Origin of the sequence: Rothia terrae (genome assembly GCF_012396615.1) — a bacterium.
GTDB classification, from domain to species: Bacteria; Actinomycetota; Actinomycetes; order Actinomycetales; family Micrococcaceae; genus Rothia; species Rothia terrae.
The window spans coordinates 66168-84508 of sequence record NZ_JAAXPV010000008.1 but is presented as its reverse complement, the minus strand read 5'-3'; the positions used below and the strand labels follow the sequence as shown (position 1 = coordinate 84508).

17 protein-coding genes and 1 pseudogene are annotated in these 18341 nt (G+C 54.1%); 12 read left to right on the top strand and 6 right to left on the bottom strand.

Annotation, left to right across the window (positions count from 1 at the left end; all coding sequences use genetic code 11):
* Positions 1-73 precede the first annotated feature (73 nt).
* Complete coding sequence (locus HF984_RS05970; RefSeq protein WP_168614769.1) at positions 74-490, bottom strand: hypothetical protein; 417 nt, start codon at positions 488-490, stop codon at positions 74-76.
* Positions 491-528: 38 nt separating this feature from the next.
* On the opposite strand from HF984_RS05970, the gene purN reads away from it, so the two are divergent.
* Positions 529-1095 carry a phosphoribosylglycinamide formyltransferase gene (gene purN, locus HF984_RS05965; RefSeq protein WP_168614796.1) on the top strand — a complete coding sequence of 189 codons (567 nt, stop codon included), beginning with the start codon at positions 529-531 and terminating at the stop codon, positions 1093-1095.
* 131 nt (positions 1096-1226) lie between these two features.
* Positions 1227-2837 carry a bifunctional phosphoribosylaminoimidazolecarboxamide formyltransferase/IMP cyclohydrolase gene (purH, locus tag HF984_RS05960; protein ID WP_168614768.1) on the top strand — a complete coding sequence of 537 codons (1611 nt, stop codon included), beginning with the start codon at positions 1227-1229 and terminating at the stop codon, positions 2835-2837.
* Positions 2838-3126: 289 nt separating this feature from the next.
* Here purH and HF984_RS05955 read toward each other — a convergent pair whose 3' ends face one another.
* Both HF984_RS05955 and HF984_RS05950 read right to left on the bottom strand, forming a co-directional pair.
* Positions 3127-4821 carry a substrate-binding domain-containing protein gene (locus HF984_RS05955; RefSeq protein ID WP_168614767.1) on the bottom strand — a complete coding sequence of 565 codons (1695 nt, stop codon included), beginning with the start codon at positions 4819-4821 and terminating at the stop codon, positions 3127-3129.
* Positions 4822-5001: 180 nt separating this feature from the next.
* Positions 5002-5516: pseudogene (locus HF984_RS05950) on the bottom strand (gamma carbonic anhydrase family protein).
* Between the two features lie 174 nt (positions 5517-5690).
* On the opposite strand from HF984_RS05950, the gene glyA reads away from it, so the two are divergent.
* Positions 5691-6968, top strand: a complete 1278-nt coding sequence (gene glyA / locus HF984_RS05945) for a serine hydroxymethyltransferase (RefSeq protein ID WP_168614766.1) — start codon at positions 5691-5693, stop codon at positions 6966-6968.
* 3 nt (positions 6969-6971) lie between these two features.
* Positions 6972-7850, top strand: a complete 879-nt coding sequence (locus tag HF984_RS05940; RefSeq protein ID WP_168614765.1) for a bifunctional methylenetetrahydrofolate dehydrogenase/methenyltetrahydrofolate cyclohydrolase — start codon at positions 6972-6974, stop codon at positions 7848-7850.
* 263 nt (positions 7851-8113) lie between these two features.
* Here HF984_RS05940 and HF984_RS05935 read toward each other — a convergent pair whose 3' ends face one another.
* A complete protein-coding gene (locus HF984_RS05935) occupies positions 8114-8263 on the bottom strand; it encodes a hypothetical protein (RefSeq protein WP_168614764.1) in 150 nt (49 codons plus the stop codon).
* Between HF984_RS05935 and HF984_RS05930 the strand changes: the two genes are divergently transcribed.
* From HF984_RS05930 to HF984_RS05920, 3 genes are all read left to right on the top strand, one after another.
* The gene (locus HF984_RS05930) at positions 8262-8723 is read left to right on the top strand and encodes a hypothetical protein (RefSeq protein ID WP_168614763.1); all 462 of its coding nucleotides are present in this window, start codon (positions 8262-8264) and stop codon (positions 8721-8723) included. The genes HF984_RS05935 and HF984_RS05930 overlap by 2 nt on opposite strands.
* A 61-nt stretch (positions 8724-8784) precedes the next feature.
* The gene (gene trpS / locus HF984_RS05925; protein ID WP_168614762.1) at positions 8785-9846 is read left to right on the top strand and encodes a tryptophan--tRNA ligase; all 1062 of its coding nucleotides are present in this window, start codon (positions 8785-8787) and stop codon (positions 9844-9846) included.
* Between the two features lie 2 nt (positions 9847-9848).
* Positions 9849-10424, top strand: a complete 576-nt coding sequence (locus tag HF984_RS05920) for a 2'-5' RNA ligase family protein (RefSeq protein WP_168614761.1) — start codon at positions 9849-9851, stop codon at positions 10422-10424.
* Positions 10425-10523: 99 nt separating this feature from the next.
* On the opposite strand, the gene HF984_RS05915 is transcribed toward HF984_RS05920, so the two are convergent.
* Both HF984_RS05915 and HF984_RS05910 read right to left on the bottom strand, forming a co-directional pair.
* Positions 10524-11876 (bottom strand): hypothetical protein, encoded by a 1353-nt coding sequence (locus HF984_RS05915; RefSeq protein WP_168614760.1) that lies wholly within the window; start codon positions 11874-11876, stop codon positions 10524-10526.
* 98 nt (positions 11877-11974) lie between these two features.
* Positions 11975-13084 (bottom strand): mannose-1-phosphate guanylyltransferase, encoded by a 1110-nt coding sequence (locus HF984_RS05910; RefSeq protein WP_168614759.1) that lies wholly within the window; start codon positions 13082-13084, stop codon positions 11975-11977.
* 303 nt (positions 13085-13387) lie between these two features.
* Between HF984_RS05910 and sdhC the strand changes: the two genes are divergently transcribed.
* The 5 genes from sdhC to HF984_RS05885 all read left to right on the top strand — a co-directional run bounded on the left by sdhC (position 13388) and on the right by HF984_RS05885 (position 18326).
* Positions 13388-13771: a succinate dehydrogenase, cytochrome b556 subunit gene (sdhC, locus tag HF984_RS05905; RefSeq protein WP_168614758.1), complete on the top strand. Its 384-nt coding sequence runs from the start codon at positions 13388-13390 to the stop codon at positions 13769-13771.
* Between the two features lie 3 nt (positions 13772-13774).
* Complete coding sequence (locus HF984_RS05900; RefSeq protein ID WP_168614757.1) at positions 13775-14260, top strand: succinate dehydrogenase hydrophobic membrane anchor subunit; 486 nt, start codon at positions 13775-13777, stop codon at positions 14258-14260.
* Between the two features lie 39 nt (positions 14261-14299).
* On the top strand, positions 14300-16063 hold the full coding sequence (gene sdhA, locus HF984_RS05895) for a succinate dehydrogenase flavoprotein subunit (protein ID WP_168614756.1): 1764 nt from the start codon (positions 14300-14302) through the stop codon (positions 16061-16063).
* A gap of 1 nt (position 16064) precedes the next feature.
* Complete coding sequence (locus HF984_RS05890) at positions 16065-16862, top strand: succinate dehydrogenase iron-sulfur subunit (RefSeq protein WP_168614755.1); 798 nt, start codon at positions 16065-16067, stop codon at positions 16860-16862.
* 237 nt (positions 16863-17099) lie between these two features.
* Positions 17100-18326, top strand: a complete 1227-nt coding sequence (locus HF984_RS05885) for an amidohydrolase (RefSeq protein ID WP_168614754.1) — start codon at positions 17100-17102, stop codon at positions 18324-18326.
* The last annotated feature ends 15 nt before the right edge of the window (positions 18327-18341 follow it).

Sequence of the window (18341 nt, the reverse complement as noted above, 5' to 3'; positions counted from 1 at the left end):
AGTAACGAGAATTGGCGACAATCTATCGCAGGCTCAGTACCACGTTGAGCCACCAGATATTGGTCGGCTTTTATTATTTACCTGTCAGAGTATTGAGCAAATTATCTTCCATTTTTCCGCTGCACTGCTGAGTACGCGTGATCGTGGTTGCCTGCTCAATGCAGTCCTGGTACTGGGTGCTAACACCCGAGAAAATAGCTGTCACGAGCGATGACAGAAGCATCATCACACAAAAGACAATCACCATGGAGTACAGCACATAAACCGTCGCAGGCGGTTTAAGAGCTGAGATTTTAGCCATGGTGATGGACGCACACACAATGCCCAGCGTGAAGAAGATAGAACCCACCCACGCAAAGGCAGTGGTATTGGTAAGTACGACGAAGCCAATCAGAATACTGAGCCATGTGGCACGTCGCCAGATTTTGACCTTCTCGGACTGCGCTTCAGCATCCACTGCCGGGGTGTGAGGTGGGGGTGGTAAAGACATATACCTACCTTACCGCGTCCTCATGTATTCTTAAGTTCATGCGTATTGTGGTCATGGTTTCTGGGTCGGGTACTAATTTGCAGTCCATTATGGACGCGGTAGCAGAAGGAACTCTCAACACTGAGATTCTTGCCGTGGGAGCTGACAAGCCCTGCACCGGTATTGAGCGCGCTGAAAAAGCGGGCATCGAGACCTTCATCGTACCCCCGGCAGATTTTGAGAGCCGTCCCGAGTGGAATCGCGCTTTGGAAGAAAAGATTGCCTCCTACTCACCTGACTACGTTATATTTGCAGGCTTTATGCGCATTGTCGATGCCCAGCTTGTTGACCGTTTTGCCAACCGCATTATCAACACGCATCCGGCGCTATTGCCGTCGTTCCCCGGAGCTCACGGTGTGCGCGACGCCCTTGCCCACGGCGTGAAAATTACCGGCCTCACCGTTCACTTTGTTGACTCGGGGGTTGATACCGGCCCCATTCTCGCGCAGGCAGCGGTTCCCGTTCTCGACGATGACACCGAAGAAACCCTGCACGAACGCATCAAGGTAGAAGAGCGACAGCTTCTGGTGCAGACCATCGCTAACCTGCCCGTACCCACCGTCTAGTCCCAGCAATAGCCCCATAAGTTTGACCGACAGGTCGGCCACGGGCCGGGGCTAAAACCGGCTCACGACAACCCATCCACCTGCCCCGTATCTAAGACAACAAAACGAGGGGCATAAGCATTGGAGTATAAGTGAGTCTCATTGAGCTCGATCGCGTACCGCTCAAGCGCGCACTGATTTCTGTATACGATAAAACCGGCCTTGAAGAGCTGGCGCAGGGACTGCACGAAGCAGGCGTTGCTATCGTATCTACCGGTTCAACCGCGCAGACCATCGCATCAGCCGGTGTGCCCGTTACCGAAGTTTCAGATATCACCGGTTTCCCCGAGTGCCTTGAAGGACGCGTGAAGACCCTTCACCCTCGCGTTCACGCAGGTATTTTGGCTGACCGCCGCAAGCAGGAGCACATTGATACCCTGCGCGAGATGGACATCGAAGCATTCGACCTCGTCATCGTGAACCTCTACCCCTTCGTCGATACCGTCGCATCCGGTGCTGACCAGGACGCCATCATCGAAAAGATCGATATTGGTGGCCCCTCCATGGTTCGTGCGGCGGCTAAGAACCACGACGCAGTAGCTATCGTCGTTGACCCCGCCAAGTACGGCGAGGTCGTGGACGCTGCCAAGGCTGGCGGCTTCAACTTGGCGCAACGTCGCCGTCTGGCATCTGCAGCATTCGCCCACACCGCAGCGTACGACACCGCCGTGGCTACCTGGACCGCAGCCCAGTTCGAAAAGGACGAGGACGCTAACTACTGGCCCCCGTTCGCAGGCCTCTCATTCGAGCGTTCAGAATCACTACGCTACGGCGAGAACCCGCACCAGCAGGGCGCGCTCTACGTCGACCCCGCAGCTGCCCCCGGCATCGCACAGGCAGAGCTGCTCGGCGGCAAGGCAATGAGCTACAACAACTATGTTGACGGCGACGCGGCACTGCGCGCAGCCTACGACTTCGACGAGCCCGCCGTTGCCATCATCAAGCACAACAACCCCTGCGGTATCGCAGTAGGTTCAGCAGACGCCGACGACGCAATCGCAGACGCACACGCTAAAGCACACGCCTGCGACCCTCTCTCAGCATACGGCGGCGTCATCGCAGCCAACCGCGAAGTCACCGCAAAAATGGCTGAAACCGTCAAGGGCATCTTCACCGAAGTCATCATCGCACCGTCCTTCACCGACGAGGCACTCGAAATCCTACAGACCAAAAAGAACCTGCGCATCCTGCGCCTCCCCGAAGGTTTCGCACGCGAAGCCATCGAATACCGCCAGGTATCAGGCGGCGCGCTCTTCCAAGACGCAGACCGCCTCCACGCAGAAGGCGACAACCCCGAAAACTGGCAGCTCGTAGCAGGCGACGCCGCAGACGAAAAAACCCTTGCCGACCTCTCCTTCGCATGGCGTGCACTACGCTCAGCAAAGTCCAACGCCATCCTCCTGGCCGAAGATGGCGCCGCAGTAGGCATCGGTATGGGCCAAGTCAACCGCGTAGACTCCTGCAAACTCTCCGTAGAACGCGCCAACACCCTCGGCGGCGAGAGCAACGAACGCGCACGCGGCTCCGTAGCAGCATCCGACGCCTTCTTCCCCTTCGCAGACGGCCTCCAAGTCCTCCTGGACGCAGGCGTACGAGCAGTCGTACAGCCTGGCGGCTCCATCCGCGACGAAGAAGTCATCGAAGCAGCAAAGGCCGCGGGAGTGACAATGTACTTGACCGGTGCTCGCCACTTCTTCCACTAAGTCGCTTCGCTTCAAGCGGTAGAAGTGGCGACCACCGTTCGCGCTGGCGCGCGATTCTAGACAAAGGTTTCTTGGTTCCTCGCGCGCTCGGGAAATCTTTGCCTAGCCCGCCACTTCTTCCACTAAGTCGCTTCTCACACAAGGTAGCGAATACATAAAAAAGTGCCGAGGCCCCGGACACAACTCCGGAAGGCCTCGGCGCTTTTCTGCGCTAAAACCTAATCACGAGGTTTACTCATAAGGGCCTAAAGTCCTGCACAAACGCAGGTGTCACTTAAAAACCCTCTATCTACTGAGCCGATTGCTTATGAGGTCCTTCACCAAAAGCGTCCTGGAAAACTCGCTGAATATCAGCAGACGTTTCAGCCTCAAATACCTCACCACCAATTTGCGGTGCGATCTCATGCAAAGTACTCATATCCGCATCATCAGACACACCAATCAGCAAAAACATCACCGGATTGTTAGGATCCTGCTCCTGCTGAATAGTTGAAATCAGCTCCTGCTTATCGATGGAATTCTCATCATCATTCACACCGTCAGTCATAATAATGACCACATTCGTAGCGCCGGGCTTGTAATTCTGCTTCACAGTGTGAAAACCAGCAAGCATCGTGTCATACAAACCAGACTGAGAATTCGGGTAGACCGCAAGTTCGGTAATAGCCTCCTGCACAAGATCACGCTGTGAACGACCATCAACGTCCTCGTCAACACCGCGAATAGGAACAAGCTCCTTATAATCAACGGTCTGACCGGTCGCATCCTTACCGATATCGCGCGCAAAAGCCCAAATACCCAAAGAATCACGCGACGGGAAAAGCTGAGAACCCGCCAAAGCAGCATCAGCGGTAATCTGCATACGGCTTTGATCTGTGCCCTCAACCTGTTGGCTCATCGAACTTGAAGAATCAATGGCCACCAGACCATTCAGGGGAGCAGCCTGCGTAACGTACGACTTCCACAAATCTGAGAGCATCTTTGAATCGCCCTGCGACAATTCCAGAGGCTGATTAAGGGGAGAGACATCGCTGAGCTTTTCCCCTGACGAGGTGCGAAGCCCCTCAGACTCCAACGCGCTTCGGCCCGCATCGGAGCCCAAATAATCCGAAATCTTTTGAGCCGCTACAGAGACGGTGTCGTTGGATGCGTTTTCTTCAGGTACTAAAAGCGGGTAATCGAGTTCCGTGGTTCCGCTGTTGGGCACAGCAACATTCAGTGAGGCATCCTGATGCTCATCTTTGTATTTCACGAAGTCAGCTTCGGTGACAATAGCGCTTTCGTGTTCACCGTCTACAACCTTATCGAGAAGGTCTGTGGGGGATAGAACCGGACCGGTGACTCCGATAGTTTGCGCGCGAATAGCTGAGCCGGTCGTGAGCTGATCGCGCGACACCTTATCTTCGTTGACTTCTGCGGCAACCGACACGAGAGAAGAAAACGCGGCGCTTTCAGTTTTGGGGTCGCTCATGCCAATGGTCTCGCTGTCTTTGAGCACATCCGACCATGTTTGAAAGTCTTTCGAATCGCGTGAGACAATAACGCCCGGCGTGTTGGCCAAAGAGTCAGAAACAGTCGTGACTTTTGCCTTGTTGTCCAGGTAGAGGTTAGCCCTGGTCGAAGAGTCCGGAATCCAGATATGAGGTACGTTGATTCCGCTGATAATGTCAGAGGCAGTTTTATCGGATGCGCTTTCACTGACGTTGAGAGAAATACAGTCCTCAGCGTTTACAGGAATTTTTTTGACGATGTCGGCAATTTTTCCCGTTGCAACTACATTGATGTGCTGACTGGTTGAACATTCTGCGGGAATCTCGGTAGAGACATCTTCTGATTCGGGGTTTTGATCGCCCTGGAAAGAATGAACGGCTAGGACTCCACCGCCGAGAAATACTGCTGTAGCACCGCCGGTAGCCATCCATTTTCTAAAGTCTTTTTTACGTCGCTGATCAAGTGCTTCGCGTCGCGACATAGTGTTTGTCATGTGTTCGTTTGTGCTTTCTTCTTGCCGGTTCACGCAAGAGATGATGCATGGGGCGCTGATTGGGGGACGCCTGCAGCCTGACTAAAAGTAGTTGCTGTGTGAAATATTATCAAGCATCGATTACTGACAAGTGGTAAGTGTGATGAATATTGAGGTTCTTGTATAAGTATTTATCGCAACTCAGCCTAGTTGCAGGTATTTGTGGACGATGTTGGCGTAGCGTTCCGCGTTGTGACGGATGCCCTCCTGATCTTCAGCGGTGAGTGGCCTGCGCACTTTTGCGGGGACGCCTGCTACCAGCGATCCCGGCGGGGGATAATGCTGCCTTCTAGCACTACGGCGCCAGCTGCCACTAAAGAACCAGCACCAATCACAGCGCGATTGAAAACCGCTGCGTTCATACCGATTAGCGAGCCGTCTTCAACAGTGCACCCGTGAACCACCGCGCCGTGCCCAATAGACACATGATCACCAATGACCGCGGGCTCGCCGGGGTCAGCATGAATCACAGCGGTATCCTGGATATTTGAGGAGCGCCCCACCGTTATGTGCTCCGTATAGCCGCGTACAACAGCACCAAAGAAAACGCCGCTACCTTCATCGACCTTCACGCGTCCTATCAAACGCGCATTATCAGCCACGTAGGCATCGGCAGCGATTTCCGGTGAGAAATTATCGAATTCAAGAGTGCTCATAAAGAAGTTGTATCACCAACCACGTTTAGTCCCTAGAAAATGCTCTAAAACAGCCCACACGCGTTTTCAAACCCTGCATAATCAGGTGTAACTAACCTAAACTTGATGATGTCTGAACGAACACGTCGCACTCCGCTAGAGAGTGCGCACTCCACAGAAGAAAAAGGACGTTGCATGACCACCTCCTCTGTCACCAACCTTCCCTTGGCAGAAGTAGATCCCGAAGTAGCAGAAGCTATCGCGCTAGAGCAAGGACGCCAGCAGAACACCCTTGAAATGATTGCGTCAGAGAACTTTGCGCCCCGCGCGGTTCTTGAAGCTCAGGGTTCAGTACTGACGAACAAGTACGCAGAAGGCTACCCCGGACGTCGTTACTACGGTGGATGCGAGTACGTAGATATCGTTGAGAACCTGGCAATCGAGCGCGCTAAGGCACTGTTCGGTGCTGAGCACGCCAACGTTCAGCCTCACGCTGGCGCTCAGGCTAACAACGCTGTGATGCACGCACTGCTGACCCCCGGCGACAAGATCATGGGTCTGTCACTGGCTCACGGCGGTCACCTGACTCACGGCATGAAGCTCAACGTATCAGGCAAGCTGTACGAAGTTGTTGCCTACGGCGTTGACGAGAAGACCGGACGCGTTGACATGGACGAGGTTCGCGAGCTCGCTTTGGCTGAGAAGCCCAAGGTCATCATTGCTGGCTGGTCGGCGTACACCCGTCAGCTGGATTTCGCAGCATTCCGTAAGGTCGCAGACGAAGTTGGCGCATACCTCTGGGTTGATATGGCGCACTTTGCAGGTCTCGTTGCTGCAGGTCTGCACCCCAACCCCGTTCCTCACGCACACGTTGTTTCATCAACCGTGCACAAGACCATCGGCGGCCCCCGCTCAGGTTTTATTCTCTGCACCGAAGAGCTCAAGAAGAAGATTGACTCAGCAGTATTCCCCGGCCAGCAGGGTGGCCCGCTCATGCACGCTATCGCTGGTAAGGCAATCGCCTTCAAGATTGCAGGTTCAGAAGAATTCAAGGACCGCCAGAAGCGTACCCTCGAAGGTGCACAGATCATCGCTGAGCGCCTCAGCCAGCCCGACGTGCTGGATGCCGGCGTAGAACTGATTTCCGGTGGTACCGACGTGCACCTGGTCCTCGTCTCACTGGCAAACGCTGAACTCAACGGACGCGAAGCTGAAGATTTGCTACACGAAGCCGGTATCACCGTTAACCGCAACGCAATCCCCAACGACCCGCGTCCTCCCATGGTCACCTCAGGTCTGCGCATCGGTACTCCCGCGCTCGCAACCCGCGGATTCGACGCCGCAGCATTCGTAGAGGTAGCAGACATCATCGCTGAAACCCTCAAGCCCGGTGTTGACGTAGAAGCGCAGCGCGCTCGCGTGACCGCACTGTGCGAAAAGTTCCCCCTCTACGACGGAATCGAGAAGTGGTAAATTATGGCTGAAATTCTGGACGGCAAGGCAACAGCAGCTGCCATCAAAGCAGAGCTGAAAGAGCGTGTAGAAGCACTCAAAGCAAAGGGCATCACTCCCGGCCTGGGCACTGTTCTCGTGGGTGACGACCCCGCGTCGCATTCTTACGTGGGCGGTAAGCACAAGGACTGCGCAGAAGTAGGCATCGCCTCTATTCGCGTTGATCTGCCTGAGAACACCACTCAAGAGGAACTCGAAGCAGAAATCGAGAAGCTGAACAATGACCCGGCATGCACCGGCTACATCGTGCAGCTTCCTTTGCCCAAGCACATCGACGCCAACCGCATCCTTGAGCTGGTTGACCCCGACAAGGACGCAGACGGTCTGCATCCCACCAACTTAGGACGCCTGGTGCTCAACGCTGGCGGCGAAATCGATTCACCGCTTCCGTGTACTCCCAACGGCGTTATCGAACTCATCGAACGCCACGGCTTAGATCTGAACGGCAAGACCGTTGCTGTGTTCGGCCGCGGTGTCACCGTGGGTCGCCCGCTGGGTCTCTTGCTCACTCGCAAGAACGTGAATGCCACCCCCACCCTGGTGCACACCGGCACCAAGGACGTTGCAGGGGCGCTCCGCGAAGCTGACATTATCGTGGCGGCTGTTGGTCAGCCGCACATCGTCAAAGCTGACATGGTCAAGGACGGCGCAATTCTGCTGGACGTCGGAGTCTCACGCATTGAAGACCCCGAAACCGGCAAGAAGAAGCTCACCGGCGACATCAGCCCCGAAGCCGCTGAAAAAGCATCATGGGTTTCACCGAACCCCGGTGGCGTTGGCCCGATGACCCGCGCAATGCTGCTGGTCAACGTGGTGGAAACCGCTGAACGTCACGCCGCATAGTCTCTAGCGTCATAAGAAAATCCCGCACAGATAATCTGTGCGGGATTTTTTGTGCCGGCTCTACTGAGAGAAATTCTGCTTAGTCATGGATGCGGGAGCCAACATCTAACTCGTATCCTACTTACGCCGAGATCCTGATTAATCAGGATCTCAGCGGTTTAGGTCGAGGTTTGAGGACGCGGTTTATTGGGGGAGGCTGATGCCGAAGGGCGAAGCCGTATTGGCACCAGTTGGCTGGAAGTTAATACTGCTAAAGAGAATGCTTAATGTTGCCTTCGACTGGCTCGGGGCTGGCGTTTAAGGGAAGTTGAGGGCAACAAGGAATCCTTAACGTGCCCAAAGGGTGCCTTGTTGCCCACTGCCTCAACCACAACTTCGCGCGTCCCATAGTTCTTTGACATAATAGAAGCCATGTCTATTCCACAGCGCACTGCCCCCGAAAACAGCCCCGGCACCAAAAAAGCACTGATTGGTGCTGGCATTGGTATGGCTATCCTCGTCATACTGCTCATCTGGGCGATTATTACTTCTGCCAACGAAGTATCGGTGCTTGGCTGGATTTTGACGGCTGTAATCGCTGGCTGGCTGGGTGTTGCTGTGTACCTTGCGATGACCGTGACGCGCTCTTTGAACGTTCAACAGGATCAGAATGCTGCTCGCATGCGCCAGTTCCTAGAAGAAGAAGACGCGATGCTTGATGACAAGCTTGCGCACAGCTTCCAGATTGTGCTGGTTCAGTCCAAAGTTATTAAAGAGGAAATCGAAAAGAACGACTCTGAGTCACCTGCCATGATTTCTCGTGCGCTTGACACCATTGATGTGACCGCGCAAAACGGCATGAGCATGGTCAAAGAAGCCGCCGGTAAAGCCTAAAAGCGTACCGCCGCATTCGGTAGAACCACACAAATATCGTGAGTGAAAAGAAGTAAAGAACATGAGTGAAGAAAAGAACCTCAAGTCAGTTATCCCCAATGCCTCGCAGGGCGCTACGCGCGTCTTTTCAGGTGCGCAGCCTTCAGCTGACTCGTTGCACCTGGGTAACTATGTGGGTGCGGTGCGCAACTGGGTGAACATGCAGAATGAGCAGGGCACCGATTGCCTTTTCTTCATTCCCGATATGCACGCGATTACCGTGCCTCAGGATCCGGCGATCATGACTCAGCGTACGCGCATGACTGCGGCACAGTACATTGCGGCTGGCATTGACCCCGAGAAGACTCCGCTCTTTGCACAGTCACATGTTCCGGAGCACGCCCAGCTGGCATGGGTTCTGAACTGCATTACCGGTTTTGGTGAGGCTTCTCGCATGACTCAGTTCAAAGACAAGTCAGCTAAGCAGGGCGCAGATTCAGCCTCTGTTGGCTTGTTCACCTACCCGATTTTGATGGCGGCAGATATTTTGCTGTACCAAGCTGACCAGGTGCCTGTAGGCGAAGATCAGCGTCAGCACCTTGAGCTTACCCGTAACCTGGCGCAGCGCTTCAACGCTCGCTTTGGCGATACCTTTGTGGTGCCCGAAGGACGCATCATGAAAGAAACCGCTAAGATTTACGATCTGCAGAATCCCGCGTCCAAAATGTCGAAGTCAGCTGAGACCGATAAGGGCATTATCTGGTTGATGGATGAGCCTAAGAAGACCGCGAAGAAAATTAAGTCCGCAGTGACGGACGCGGGTAGCGAGATCAGCTTTGACCGCGAAAATAAGGCGGGCGTGTCTAACCTGCTGAGTATCTACTCGGCGATTACCGGTGAGAGCATCGACTCGATTGTGGCGCGTTACGAGGGCAAGATGTACGGTCACCTCAAGGTCGATTTGGCAGAGATTGCCGCTGAGACCTTCGGCCCGATGTGTGAGCGCGTCAACGAGCTGATGGCTGACCCTGCAGAGCTTGATCGCCTGCTAGCTATCGGCGCATCCAAGGCACGCGAGATTGCAAGCGTCACCGTAGAAAACGTGTATGAACGCGTAGGTTTCTTGCCGGCGGCTAAACTGTAATTATGACGTCTTCTTCGGAGCTGAATGCTGACGAAACACAGTCAGTACCTGTTTCGCCTACCCTGTTAGCACAGCAACGTTACGTGAGTATTCTGGCCAAAGTGCCCGACGAACTCGCGCACTATGTGCTTGCTTGGCGCGATGCTCAGCCCGAGATCGATGATTCCGGTAGTGTTCACATCACGGTTCTGGTCTCACCGGAACCCGATAACATGGGCAATGTTTTTGAAAGCCTGCGAAACGCTCTCAGCGGCACCGGATCCATTCCCGTGACGGTAGGGGAACCCGCGTCCTTCTCGCCCATTACCGCGGTGAGCTATCTGACGATTGATGAAGGCGCTGACGAGCTCATTCGGTTAAATGCAATCAGTGAGCACGCGGCGGGCGCTAGCGCATCTCCTTTTGACTATCACCCTCATATCACCCTTGCCCAGCATGTTCCTGAAAACGTTATCCTGCGGTCTTTAGAGCATTTTGCGCAGATTCCTGAGCGCCTCAAACATTTTGAGATTGATACGCTTCGCGTCTATGAATTTGATGGTCAGATGTGGCGGGGCATCGGTTCTATCGACCTTTAGACCTCATGCGTCTGCCCTGTAGATATAAGGATGCGGGCGGATAGTTTTCACTATCCGCCCGCATCCTTTGCAAGTACATCTAATCTAGGTGGCTAAGTCCTAGTGGTCGTGTTCATCGCCTTCAGCTTCGGGAGCTACACCGTCGCGGGCGCTCACGCCGTTGATTTCGTTGGGAGTTTCGGGCAGTTCGAGCTGTGCGAAGTCTTCCATTGAACCGTTAGCGATATTGGCAAGTGATACCGCGTGGAGCTTCTTGGTGGCGGGGTCGGTTACGTATGCTGTGTCATCCTGTACCCAGATTGCGGGGCGGGGTTCCTGCCATACCTCTGACTCGGTCCACGAGTTCATGAGGTCAACGCTTGCTAGTTCTTCACCGGTTTCTTCGTCGTAAGCGCGGAGCTTGCCATCGGTGGTGAGCAACAGGGCTTCGCCTTCAGGGCCGCGCGCAATGGAGCGGAAGGTGTAGCTGACGCCTTCGGGCAGCTGTACTTTCTGGATGCTGTCGGTCTCGGTGTTGACCAGTGAGAACTGCTCGGGACGTTCGAGTTCAGCTTCCTTGTCAGTCTTGTAGTCAGCCAGAACGATGGGGGAGTCGTGCGAACCAGCCTGGTTACCCAAACGCGCGTATGACTCTTCTGCCTGAACCTTGGTAAACTCACCGTTCTTGTATATCAGTACGCCATCTTCACAGCCAACGGTGAAGGTATTGTTTGCAACTATTGCCTCACCGTGGACGCCGGGGCACTGATTGTTTTTGGTGACCGTTTTGCCATTTTCGTCAACAATTGCGGCGCCGGTGCGCTGGTCTTCGTTACCCACTGCAACCATGTACTGATCATCAGGCAGCGGAATTGCGAAACCGTGGTGAGGTTCGGGAAGGGTGACGGTCTTGGTTTCGATGGAGTCTTTAGCGGCGGTTTTCTTGTCATCGCCGGTCAGCGTCAGGGGATCTACAACCTCAAAGGAGCCTGAGCCGTCTGAGAAGAAAGCGGTCTTGCCGTTGTCAGAGATGACGTGGCTGGTTTCCTCTGAGTCCCAGATCCAGTCGCTGAGGGTGGGCTTTGCTGAGTAGTAGTGTGAGTGGTCGCCGTGTGCCTGGCCCCAGTGGCCCATGTCGAGCAGACTGTAGCTGTTGCCGTTTGCGACGGCGAGGTGACGGTTGTCACCGGCCTGGCTCAGGCGAAGGAAGCCGTCTTTTTCGACGGTATCGACCATTTCCATGGTGCGTCCGTCAACGATCATGATGCCGCCGTCGTAGCTGAGTGCTACGCGAGTGGTCGGGGTTGAGACCTCGGTTTCTTCTGATGAATCTGATGCTGGTGAAGAGGCAGATGCGCTGGCTGAGGTTGATGACGCGTCTGCGGTTGGTGAGCTTTGACCGCCGCAGGCTGAGAGTAGGAGGATGCCTGCAATGCCGGTCACTGTCAGGAGGGAGGAACGTGTGCTTTTCATGAACACCAGACTAACTTAAATGAGAATCATTTGCACACTAAAGGTATAAGAAAAGGCAGAACATGAGTGCCCTGCCTTTTCTGGAGAGGAAAACGTTCCTACAAAAGTTCTTGAAGTCCCTGATCTTTGAGCTCAGCAACGGTGCTTTTTACCTTCTGAGCTTGCGCTCGGGTGGTAACAAGCAGAGCGTCGGGAGTATCAACTACCACAACATCGTCCATGCCGATCACTGCAATCTTGCGGTCGGTTCCGCTAACCACGATGCCGGTGGATTTCTGATCTAGTACCTGATGCTCATCGCCGAGAACAAACAGGCCATCATCGGTTTTTTCAAGGTTGAGGCGGGCAACCGCGTCGAAGTCTCCCACATCATCCCAGCTGAATGAGCCGGGAACCATAGCCACCGCACCTGCTGCTGCGGCGGGTTCGGCAACCGCATAGTCAATGGCGGTTTTAGGCAGAGTTTCCCACAGGTTGTTCATGATTTCGTCACGCTCGGGGGTGTCCCATGCTTTTGCAATCGCGGTGACGCCGGCGTACAGCTCCGGCTCATTATTTTTGAGGTGCTCCAGCATGAGGGATGCCGGTGCCACGAACATTCCAGCGTTCCAGGTGTAGTCCCCGGTAGCCAGGTACTGGCTGGCGGTATCAGCGTCGGGCTTTTCTACAAACTCATCAACCGACATAGCGTTAGGCGCGTCCTCAAGGTGCAACGACTCTGTTGCCTTGATGTAGCCAAACGCGGTGGAGGGCTCGGTTGGGGTGATACCAATAGTGACAATCTTGCCGGTTGCTGCAGTGTTGACGGCCTCGGTGACTACCTTGTGGAACTCTGCAACGGGTTCAATCACATGGTCAGCCGCGAAAGAGCCGATAATAGCGTCCTGGTCGCGTTCAAAAATAATAGCGCAGGCAAGGCCAATTGCAGCCGCTGAGTCGCGAGGTGAAGGCTCAAGGACAAGGTCGGATGCGCGTAGTTCGCTCAGTTGCTGCGTCACGCGGTTGGCGTGGGCTACTCCGGTAACCACCATAACTGGACCGTTACACAGCGAGGTGAGGCGGTCGTATGTCGAACGCAGGAGTGACTCTTCACCACCGGTAAGGTTGAGTAGGAACTTCGGGGCAGTGGCGCGTGAGAGCGGCCAGAGTCGGGAGCCTACGCCACCAGCGGGAATGAGCGGGTAAAAGCGTTCAATCGGAGTTTTCATCGTCTAAAGAATACCTATTGTTTGTCATAAATGACATGAATAAAGAAGTATTTTGCGCAGATACTTCTCACATTACTTACAGGTGCAACTGACTAGAACCCTTATATAGCGGTCAAAAAGGCATTAAGGAAATAAAAATATGCCGTAATCTCAGGGCTCTAGGGCGCTGACATATTGTCATTTAACATCGCGTGATGCTGGTAACCTGTGAAGAAGAACAACACTCAATGATTAACTGCGCCGTGCGAATCTAAAAATATATAGATGATCACTCGCAGTTATTAGCGCGCAGGAGGTTATTCAGTGCCGAATACACCCAAAAATGGCACTCTCTACCGCGGCCGTGAAGGCATGTGGTCGTGGGTAGCCCATCGCATCTCTGGTATTGCGATTTTCTTCTTTTTGTTGGTCCACGTGCTGGATACCGCGATGGTTCGCGTATCTCCCGAGGCATACAACGCAGTGATGAGCATTTACAAGAACCCCATCATGGGTCTTGGTGAAGCGGCGCTCGTGGCAGCTATCGTTTACCACGCTTTCAACGGTATTCGTATTATTCTCGTTGACTTCTGGAGCGGTGGCACCAAAAACCACAAGACTCTGTTGTGGGGCGTATTGATTCTCTGGGCAATCGCTATGGCAGGCTTCCTGTTCCGTCACCTTCCTATCATTTTCGGAGGTCACTAAACTATGGCTACTCCCTTGAAAGCTAAAGTTGCAGCTCCCCGTAGCAACGACAACATTGTTCAGGGTGTTAAGTACAACCGCTCGTCCTCAAAGCGCAATAACTTTGAGATGGTTGCGTGGTTGTTCATGCGTCTTTCAGGCGTTGCGCTCGTTATCCTCATCTTCGGTCACCTCTTTGTGAACCTCATGACGGGCGAGGGCGTGCATCGCATTGACTTCGGTTTCGTGGGCGGTAAGCTCGCTAACCCCTTCTGGCAGGTTTGGGACATGCTGTTGCTGTGGCTTGCAATGTTGCACGGCACCAACGGCATTCGCACCATCATCGATGACTACGCACAGAAAGACAAGACTCGTGCCTTCTTGAAGGTCATTTTGTTCTTGGCTTCTGCGTTCATCATTCTTGTGGGCACGTTGGTTATCTTCACCTTTGATCCTTGCCCCACCGGTGCTGCAGCTGAGTTGCTGCCGTCTTTCTGCCCGGCTCCGTAATAGCTACATCTAAGTTTTAGAGAAAGAAGCATTTTTCCAATGCAGGTACATAAGTACGACGTTGTCATTATCGGCGCAGGCGGCGCTGGTATGCGTGCGGCAATTGAGTCAGGTCAGCGTGCTCGCACTGCTGTTCTTACCAAGCTTTACCCCACCCGTTCACACACCGGTGCGGCGCAGGGCGGTATGTGTGCAGCTCTTGCGAATGTTGAAGAAGATAACTGGGAGTGGCACACCTTTGACACCGTTAAAGGTGGTGACTACCTGGTAGACCAGGATGCCGCTGAGGTTATGGCTAAAGAAGCTATCGACGCGGTTCTCGATCTTGAGAAGATGGGTCTTCCCTTCAACCGTACCCCCGAGGGACGCATCGACCAGCGTCGTTTTGGTGGTCACACTCGCGATCACGGTAAGGCACCCGTTCGTCGTGCATGCTACGCAGCTGACCGTACCGGTCACATGATTTTGCAGACCCTTTACCAGAACTGTGTAAAGCACAACGTTGAGTTCTTCAACGAGTACTACGTGCTTGACCTGATTATGGTTGAGGATGAAGACGGCAAGAAGCGTCCTGCTGGCGTTGTCTCCTATGATTTGGCAACCGGCGATGTTCACGTTTTCCAGGCCAAGTCAATCGTCTTCGCATCCGGTGGCTGTGGCAAGATCTTCAAGACCACCTCTAACGCACATACTCTGACCGGTGACGGCATGGCGATTGCTTTGCGTAACGGTATTCCCTTGGAAGACATGGAGTTCGTGCAGTTCCACCCGACCGGTCTTGCAGGTCTGGGCATTCTGGTGTCTGAGGCTGCTCGCGGTGAGGGCGGTATTCTGCGTAACTCAGAGGGTGAGCGCTTCATGGAGCGTTACGCTCCGACCATTAAGGACTTGGCTCCTCGCGATATCGTTGCTCGTTCGATGGCTAATGAGGTTCGCGAAGGACGCGGTTGCGGTCCTAATAAGGACTACGTTCTTCTTGACCTCACCCACTTGGAGCCCGCTCACATCGATGCGAAGCTTCCGGATATTACCGAGTTCGCTCGTACTTACCTGGGTGTTGAGCCCTACACCGAGCCCGTTCCGGTGTTCCCGACTGCGCACTACGCAATGGGCGGTATTCCCACCAACATCGAAGCTGAAGTTTACGCAAACTCAGAAGAAACCATCCCCGGTCTGTATGCAGCTGGCGAGGTAGCTTGTGTGTCTGTTCACGGCTCAAACCGTTTGGGTACCAACTCACTGCTTGATATCAACGTTTTCGGTAAGCGCGCAGGTATTTCAGCTGCTGAGTACGCGCAGACCGCAGATTTCTTGCCTATTCCTGAGGATGCGGCTAACCGCACTCTCGAGTTGCTGGGTATGCTTCGCGATGGCACCGGCACCGAAAAGGTCGGCGCTATTCGCAAGGAACTGCAGGACGTCATGGATACGGATATGCAGGTGTTCCGTACTGCTGACACCATCAAGAACGCGCTGAATGTTATTGCTAACCTCGAAGAGCGTTACAAGAACATCTCAGTTCAGGACAAGGGCAAGCGCTTTAACCTTGACCTTCTTGAGGCTGTTGAGCTTGGCTTCTTGCTCGAGCTGGCAAAGGTGATGTCAGTTGCTGCACTGCACCGTCAGGAGTCACGCGGTGGTCACTTCCGCGAGGACTTCCCCAACCGCGATGATGAGAAGTTCATGAAGCATTCCATGGTCTACCTTGACCCCGAGGCTGAAACTGAATCAATCGCTGGCCTGCGTTTCGATACCAAGCCTGTTATCTTTACCCGCTACGAGCCGATGGAGCGTAAGTACTAAAATGGCTAGTCAAAAAGCTACTGAAGAACTCAACGAACCGGCATCAAAGGTTGAACTGAAGTCTGAGGCAGGCGGCGCTGACGCTATTCCTACCTACGACATCACCCTTCAGGTTCGTCGTTACAGCCCTGAGATTTCAGAAGAAGCTCACTGGGATGAATTTAAGCTGACCATGTTCGGCACTGACCGCGTGCTGGATGCCTTGCATAAGGTGAAGTGGGAGATTGACGGTTCGCTGTCATTCCGCCGCTCATGCGCGCACGGTATTTGTGGTTCAGACGCTATGCGTATTAACGGCCGCAACCGTTTGGCATGCAAGACCTTGCTCAAAGACTTGGATCTCACCAAGCCGATCACTGTTGAGGCTATTAAGGGTCTGCCCTGCGAGAAGGACCTCATCGTTGACATGGAGCCCTTCTTCCAGGCTTACCGCGAGGTAATGCCCTTCTTGATGAACGATGGACATGAGCCTGAACGTGAGCGCTACCAGTCGGTAGAAGACCGCGAGCGTTTTGACGACACCACCAAGTGCATTTTGTGCGCTGCGTGTACCTCATCATGCCCCGTTTTCTGGACTGACGGTCAGTACTTTGGTCCGGCAGCAATCGTGAACGCGCACCGCTTTATCTTTGATTCACGAGATGATGCTGGCGATATGCGTCTTGAGATTCTCAACGATAAAGAAGGCGTGTGGCGTTGCCGTACCACCTTCAACTGTACCGAGGCATGCCCCCGCGGCATCCAGATTACTAAGGCTATTGCCGAGGTAAAGCAGGCAATTATCGCTCGATCACTCTAAGGAATCGAGTCTCTATAAAGGCGGAGTCACTGAAGAAGTGACTCCGCCTTTTGCGCGTCTCAGCGGCGTTCCGGATGATTCTTGTCAGCTCCCGCAGTAAACATCAGGTGCAGGGCTATTGAAAGTGCACCTGTGTTCCATTCGGGATATGAACGTCATAATTCGTAACAAGCGGGTGGAATCGTCACTCCCAGACACGAAAATGACGCTAACGCGAACTCGCACTATCCTTGAAATATGGTTTCATCATTCGCAGAGTCACAGTTGTCCGGCAAAGTTCCCTCGGTGGGAAACCTGGTGGAAGAGTTTCTGCCGGAGCTTATTGAGTTCCGTCGTGATGTTCATGCGCACCCTGAGCTGTCTTTTCAGGAGTTTCGGACTACCGAGAAGCTGGCGGAACGTCTGCGTCAAGCCGGGCTAGAACCTGTTGCGTTGCCCGGAACGACCGGTCTGCGCGTTGATATCGGTGAAGGTCCTGCGGCAGCGGCTTTCCGTGCTGATATTGATGCGTTGCCTGTGCAGGAGCAGACAGGTTTGGAATGCTCATCGCAAACAGCTAATGTGATGCACGCGTGCGGTCACGATATCCACCTCACTGTTATGCTCGGTGTTGCGCTTGGTCTTGCGAAAATTAATGATGACAAGCCTTTGGGATGCACTATTCGGGTGATTTTCCAGCCTGCTGAAGAGCAGCAGCCAGGTGGTGCCCTGCGCGTCATTGAAGCAGGATGGCTCAAGGACGTGCCGCGTGCTTTTGCCCTGCACTGCGAACCTAAGGTGGATGTCGGCAAGATTGGTACTCGCATCGGCGCGATTACGTCGGCTTCTGACACCGTCCGCATTAATCTCAGCGGTCACGGGGGTCATACTTCGCGTCCGCACCTGACCGAAGATTTGATTTACGCGATGAGCCAGATTGCTATTAACGTGCCGGCAGTACTTTCTCGATTGACTGATGTTCGCTCCGGCGTCCTCGTGGTTTGGGGGCAAATTGAGGCTGGTGTGGCCTCTAACGCTATTCCTTCTACCGGTATGTTGGCTGGCACCATGCGCTGTTTGGATGCCGACGCCTGGTACAAGGCGGGACAGATTCTTGACGATGTAGTGGAACAAGTTGCTACTCCTTATGGAGTTACCGTCGATTTGGAACACGAACGCGGTGTGCCGCCTGTGGTAAACACCGAAGATGAAACCGCTCTGATTGAAAACGCGGCGCGAGCTGAGCTGGGGGAGGACTGCGTGGTCCTCGTTGAACAATCAATGGGCGGTGAAGACTTCTCATGGATGCTGCAAGAGGTTCCCGGCACTATGATTCGCTTGGGTACTCGTGCTCCAGGTGGTGAGACTTTTGATTTGCACCAGGGTGATTATAATCCTCAGGAGGACGCTATTGGTGTGGGCGTGCGCGTGATGACCTCTACTGCTTTGCGTGTAATTCGCTGGCATCTTTCTAGTGCGCAGTAATACCTGCCCGGTAGC

What these genes read in the sequence shown, in the direction of transcription:
- HF984_RS05970 (WP_168614769.1), bottom strand. Translation starts at nt 490, where the DNA reads ATGTCTTTACCACCCCCACCTCACACCCCGGCAGTGGATGCTGAAGCG.
- purN (WP_168614796.1), top strand. Translation starts at nt 529, where the DNA reads ATGCGTATTGTGGTCATGGTTTCTGGGTCGGGTACTAATTTGCAGTCC.
- HF984_RS05955 (WP_168614767.1), bottom strand. Translation starts at nt 4,821, where the DNA reads ATGACAAACACTATGTCGCGACGCGAAGCACTTGATCAGCGACGTAAA.
- glyA (WP_168614766.1), top strand. Translation starts at nt 5,691, where the DNA reads ATGACCACCTCCTCTGTCACCAACCTTCCCTTGGCAGAAGTAGATCCC.
- HF984_RS05940 (WP_168614765.1), top strand. Translation starts at nt 6,972, where the DNA reads ATGGCTGAAATTCTGGACGGCAAGGCAACAGCAGCTGCCATCAAAGCA.
- HF984_RS05930 (WP_168614763.1), top strand. Translation starts at nt 8,262, where the DNA reads ATGTCTATTCCACAGCGCACTGCCCCCGAAAACAGCCCCGGCACCAAA.
- HF984_RS05935 (WP_168614764.1), bottom strand. Translation starts at nt 8,263, where the DNA reads ATGGCTTCTATTATGTCAAAGAACTATGGGACGCGCGAAGTTGTGGTT.
- trpS (WP_168614762.1), top strand. Translation starts at nt 8,785, where the DNA reads ATGAGTGAAGAAAAGAACCTCAAGTCAGTTATCCCCAATGCCTCGCAG.
- HF984_RS05920 (WP_168614761.1), top strand. Translation starts at nt 9,849, where the DNA reads ATGACGTCTTCTTCGGAGCTGAATGCTGACGAAACACAGTCAGTACCT.
- HF984_RS05915 (WP_168614760.1), bottom strand. Translation starts at nt 11,876, where the DNA reads ATGAAAAGCACACGTTCCTCCCTCCTGACAGTGACCGGCATTGCAGGC.
- HF984_RS05910 (WP_168614759.1), bottom strand. Translation starts at nt 13,084, where the DNA reads ATGAAAACTCCGATTGAACGCTTTTACCCGCTCATTCCCGCTGGTGGC.
- HF984_RS05900 (WP_168614757.1), top strand. Translation starts at nt 13,775, where the DNA reads ATGGCTACTCCCTTGAAAGCTAAAGTTGCAGCTCCCCGTAGCAACGAC.
- sdhA (WP_168614756.1), top strand. Translation starts at nt 14,300, where the DNA reads ATGCAGGTACATAAGTACGACGTTGTCATTATCGGCGCAGGCGGCGCT.
- HF984_RS05890 (WP_168614755.1), top strand. Translation starts at nt 16,065, where the DNA reads ATGGCTAGTCAAAAAGCTACTGAAGAACTCAACGAACCGGCATCAAAG.
- HF984_RS05885 (WP_168614754.1), top strand. Translation starts at nt 17,100, where the DNA reads ATGGTTTCATCATTCGCAGAGTCACAGTTGTCCGGCAAAGTTCCCTCG.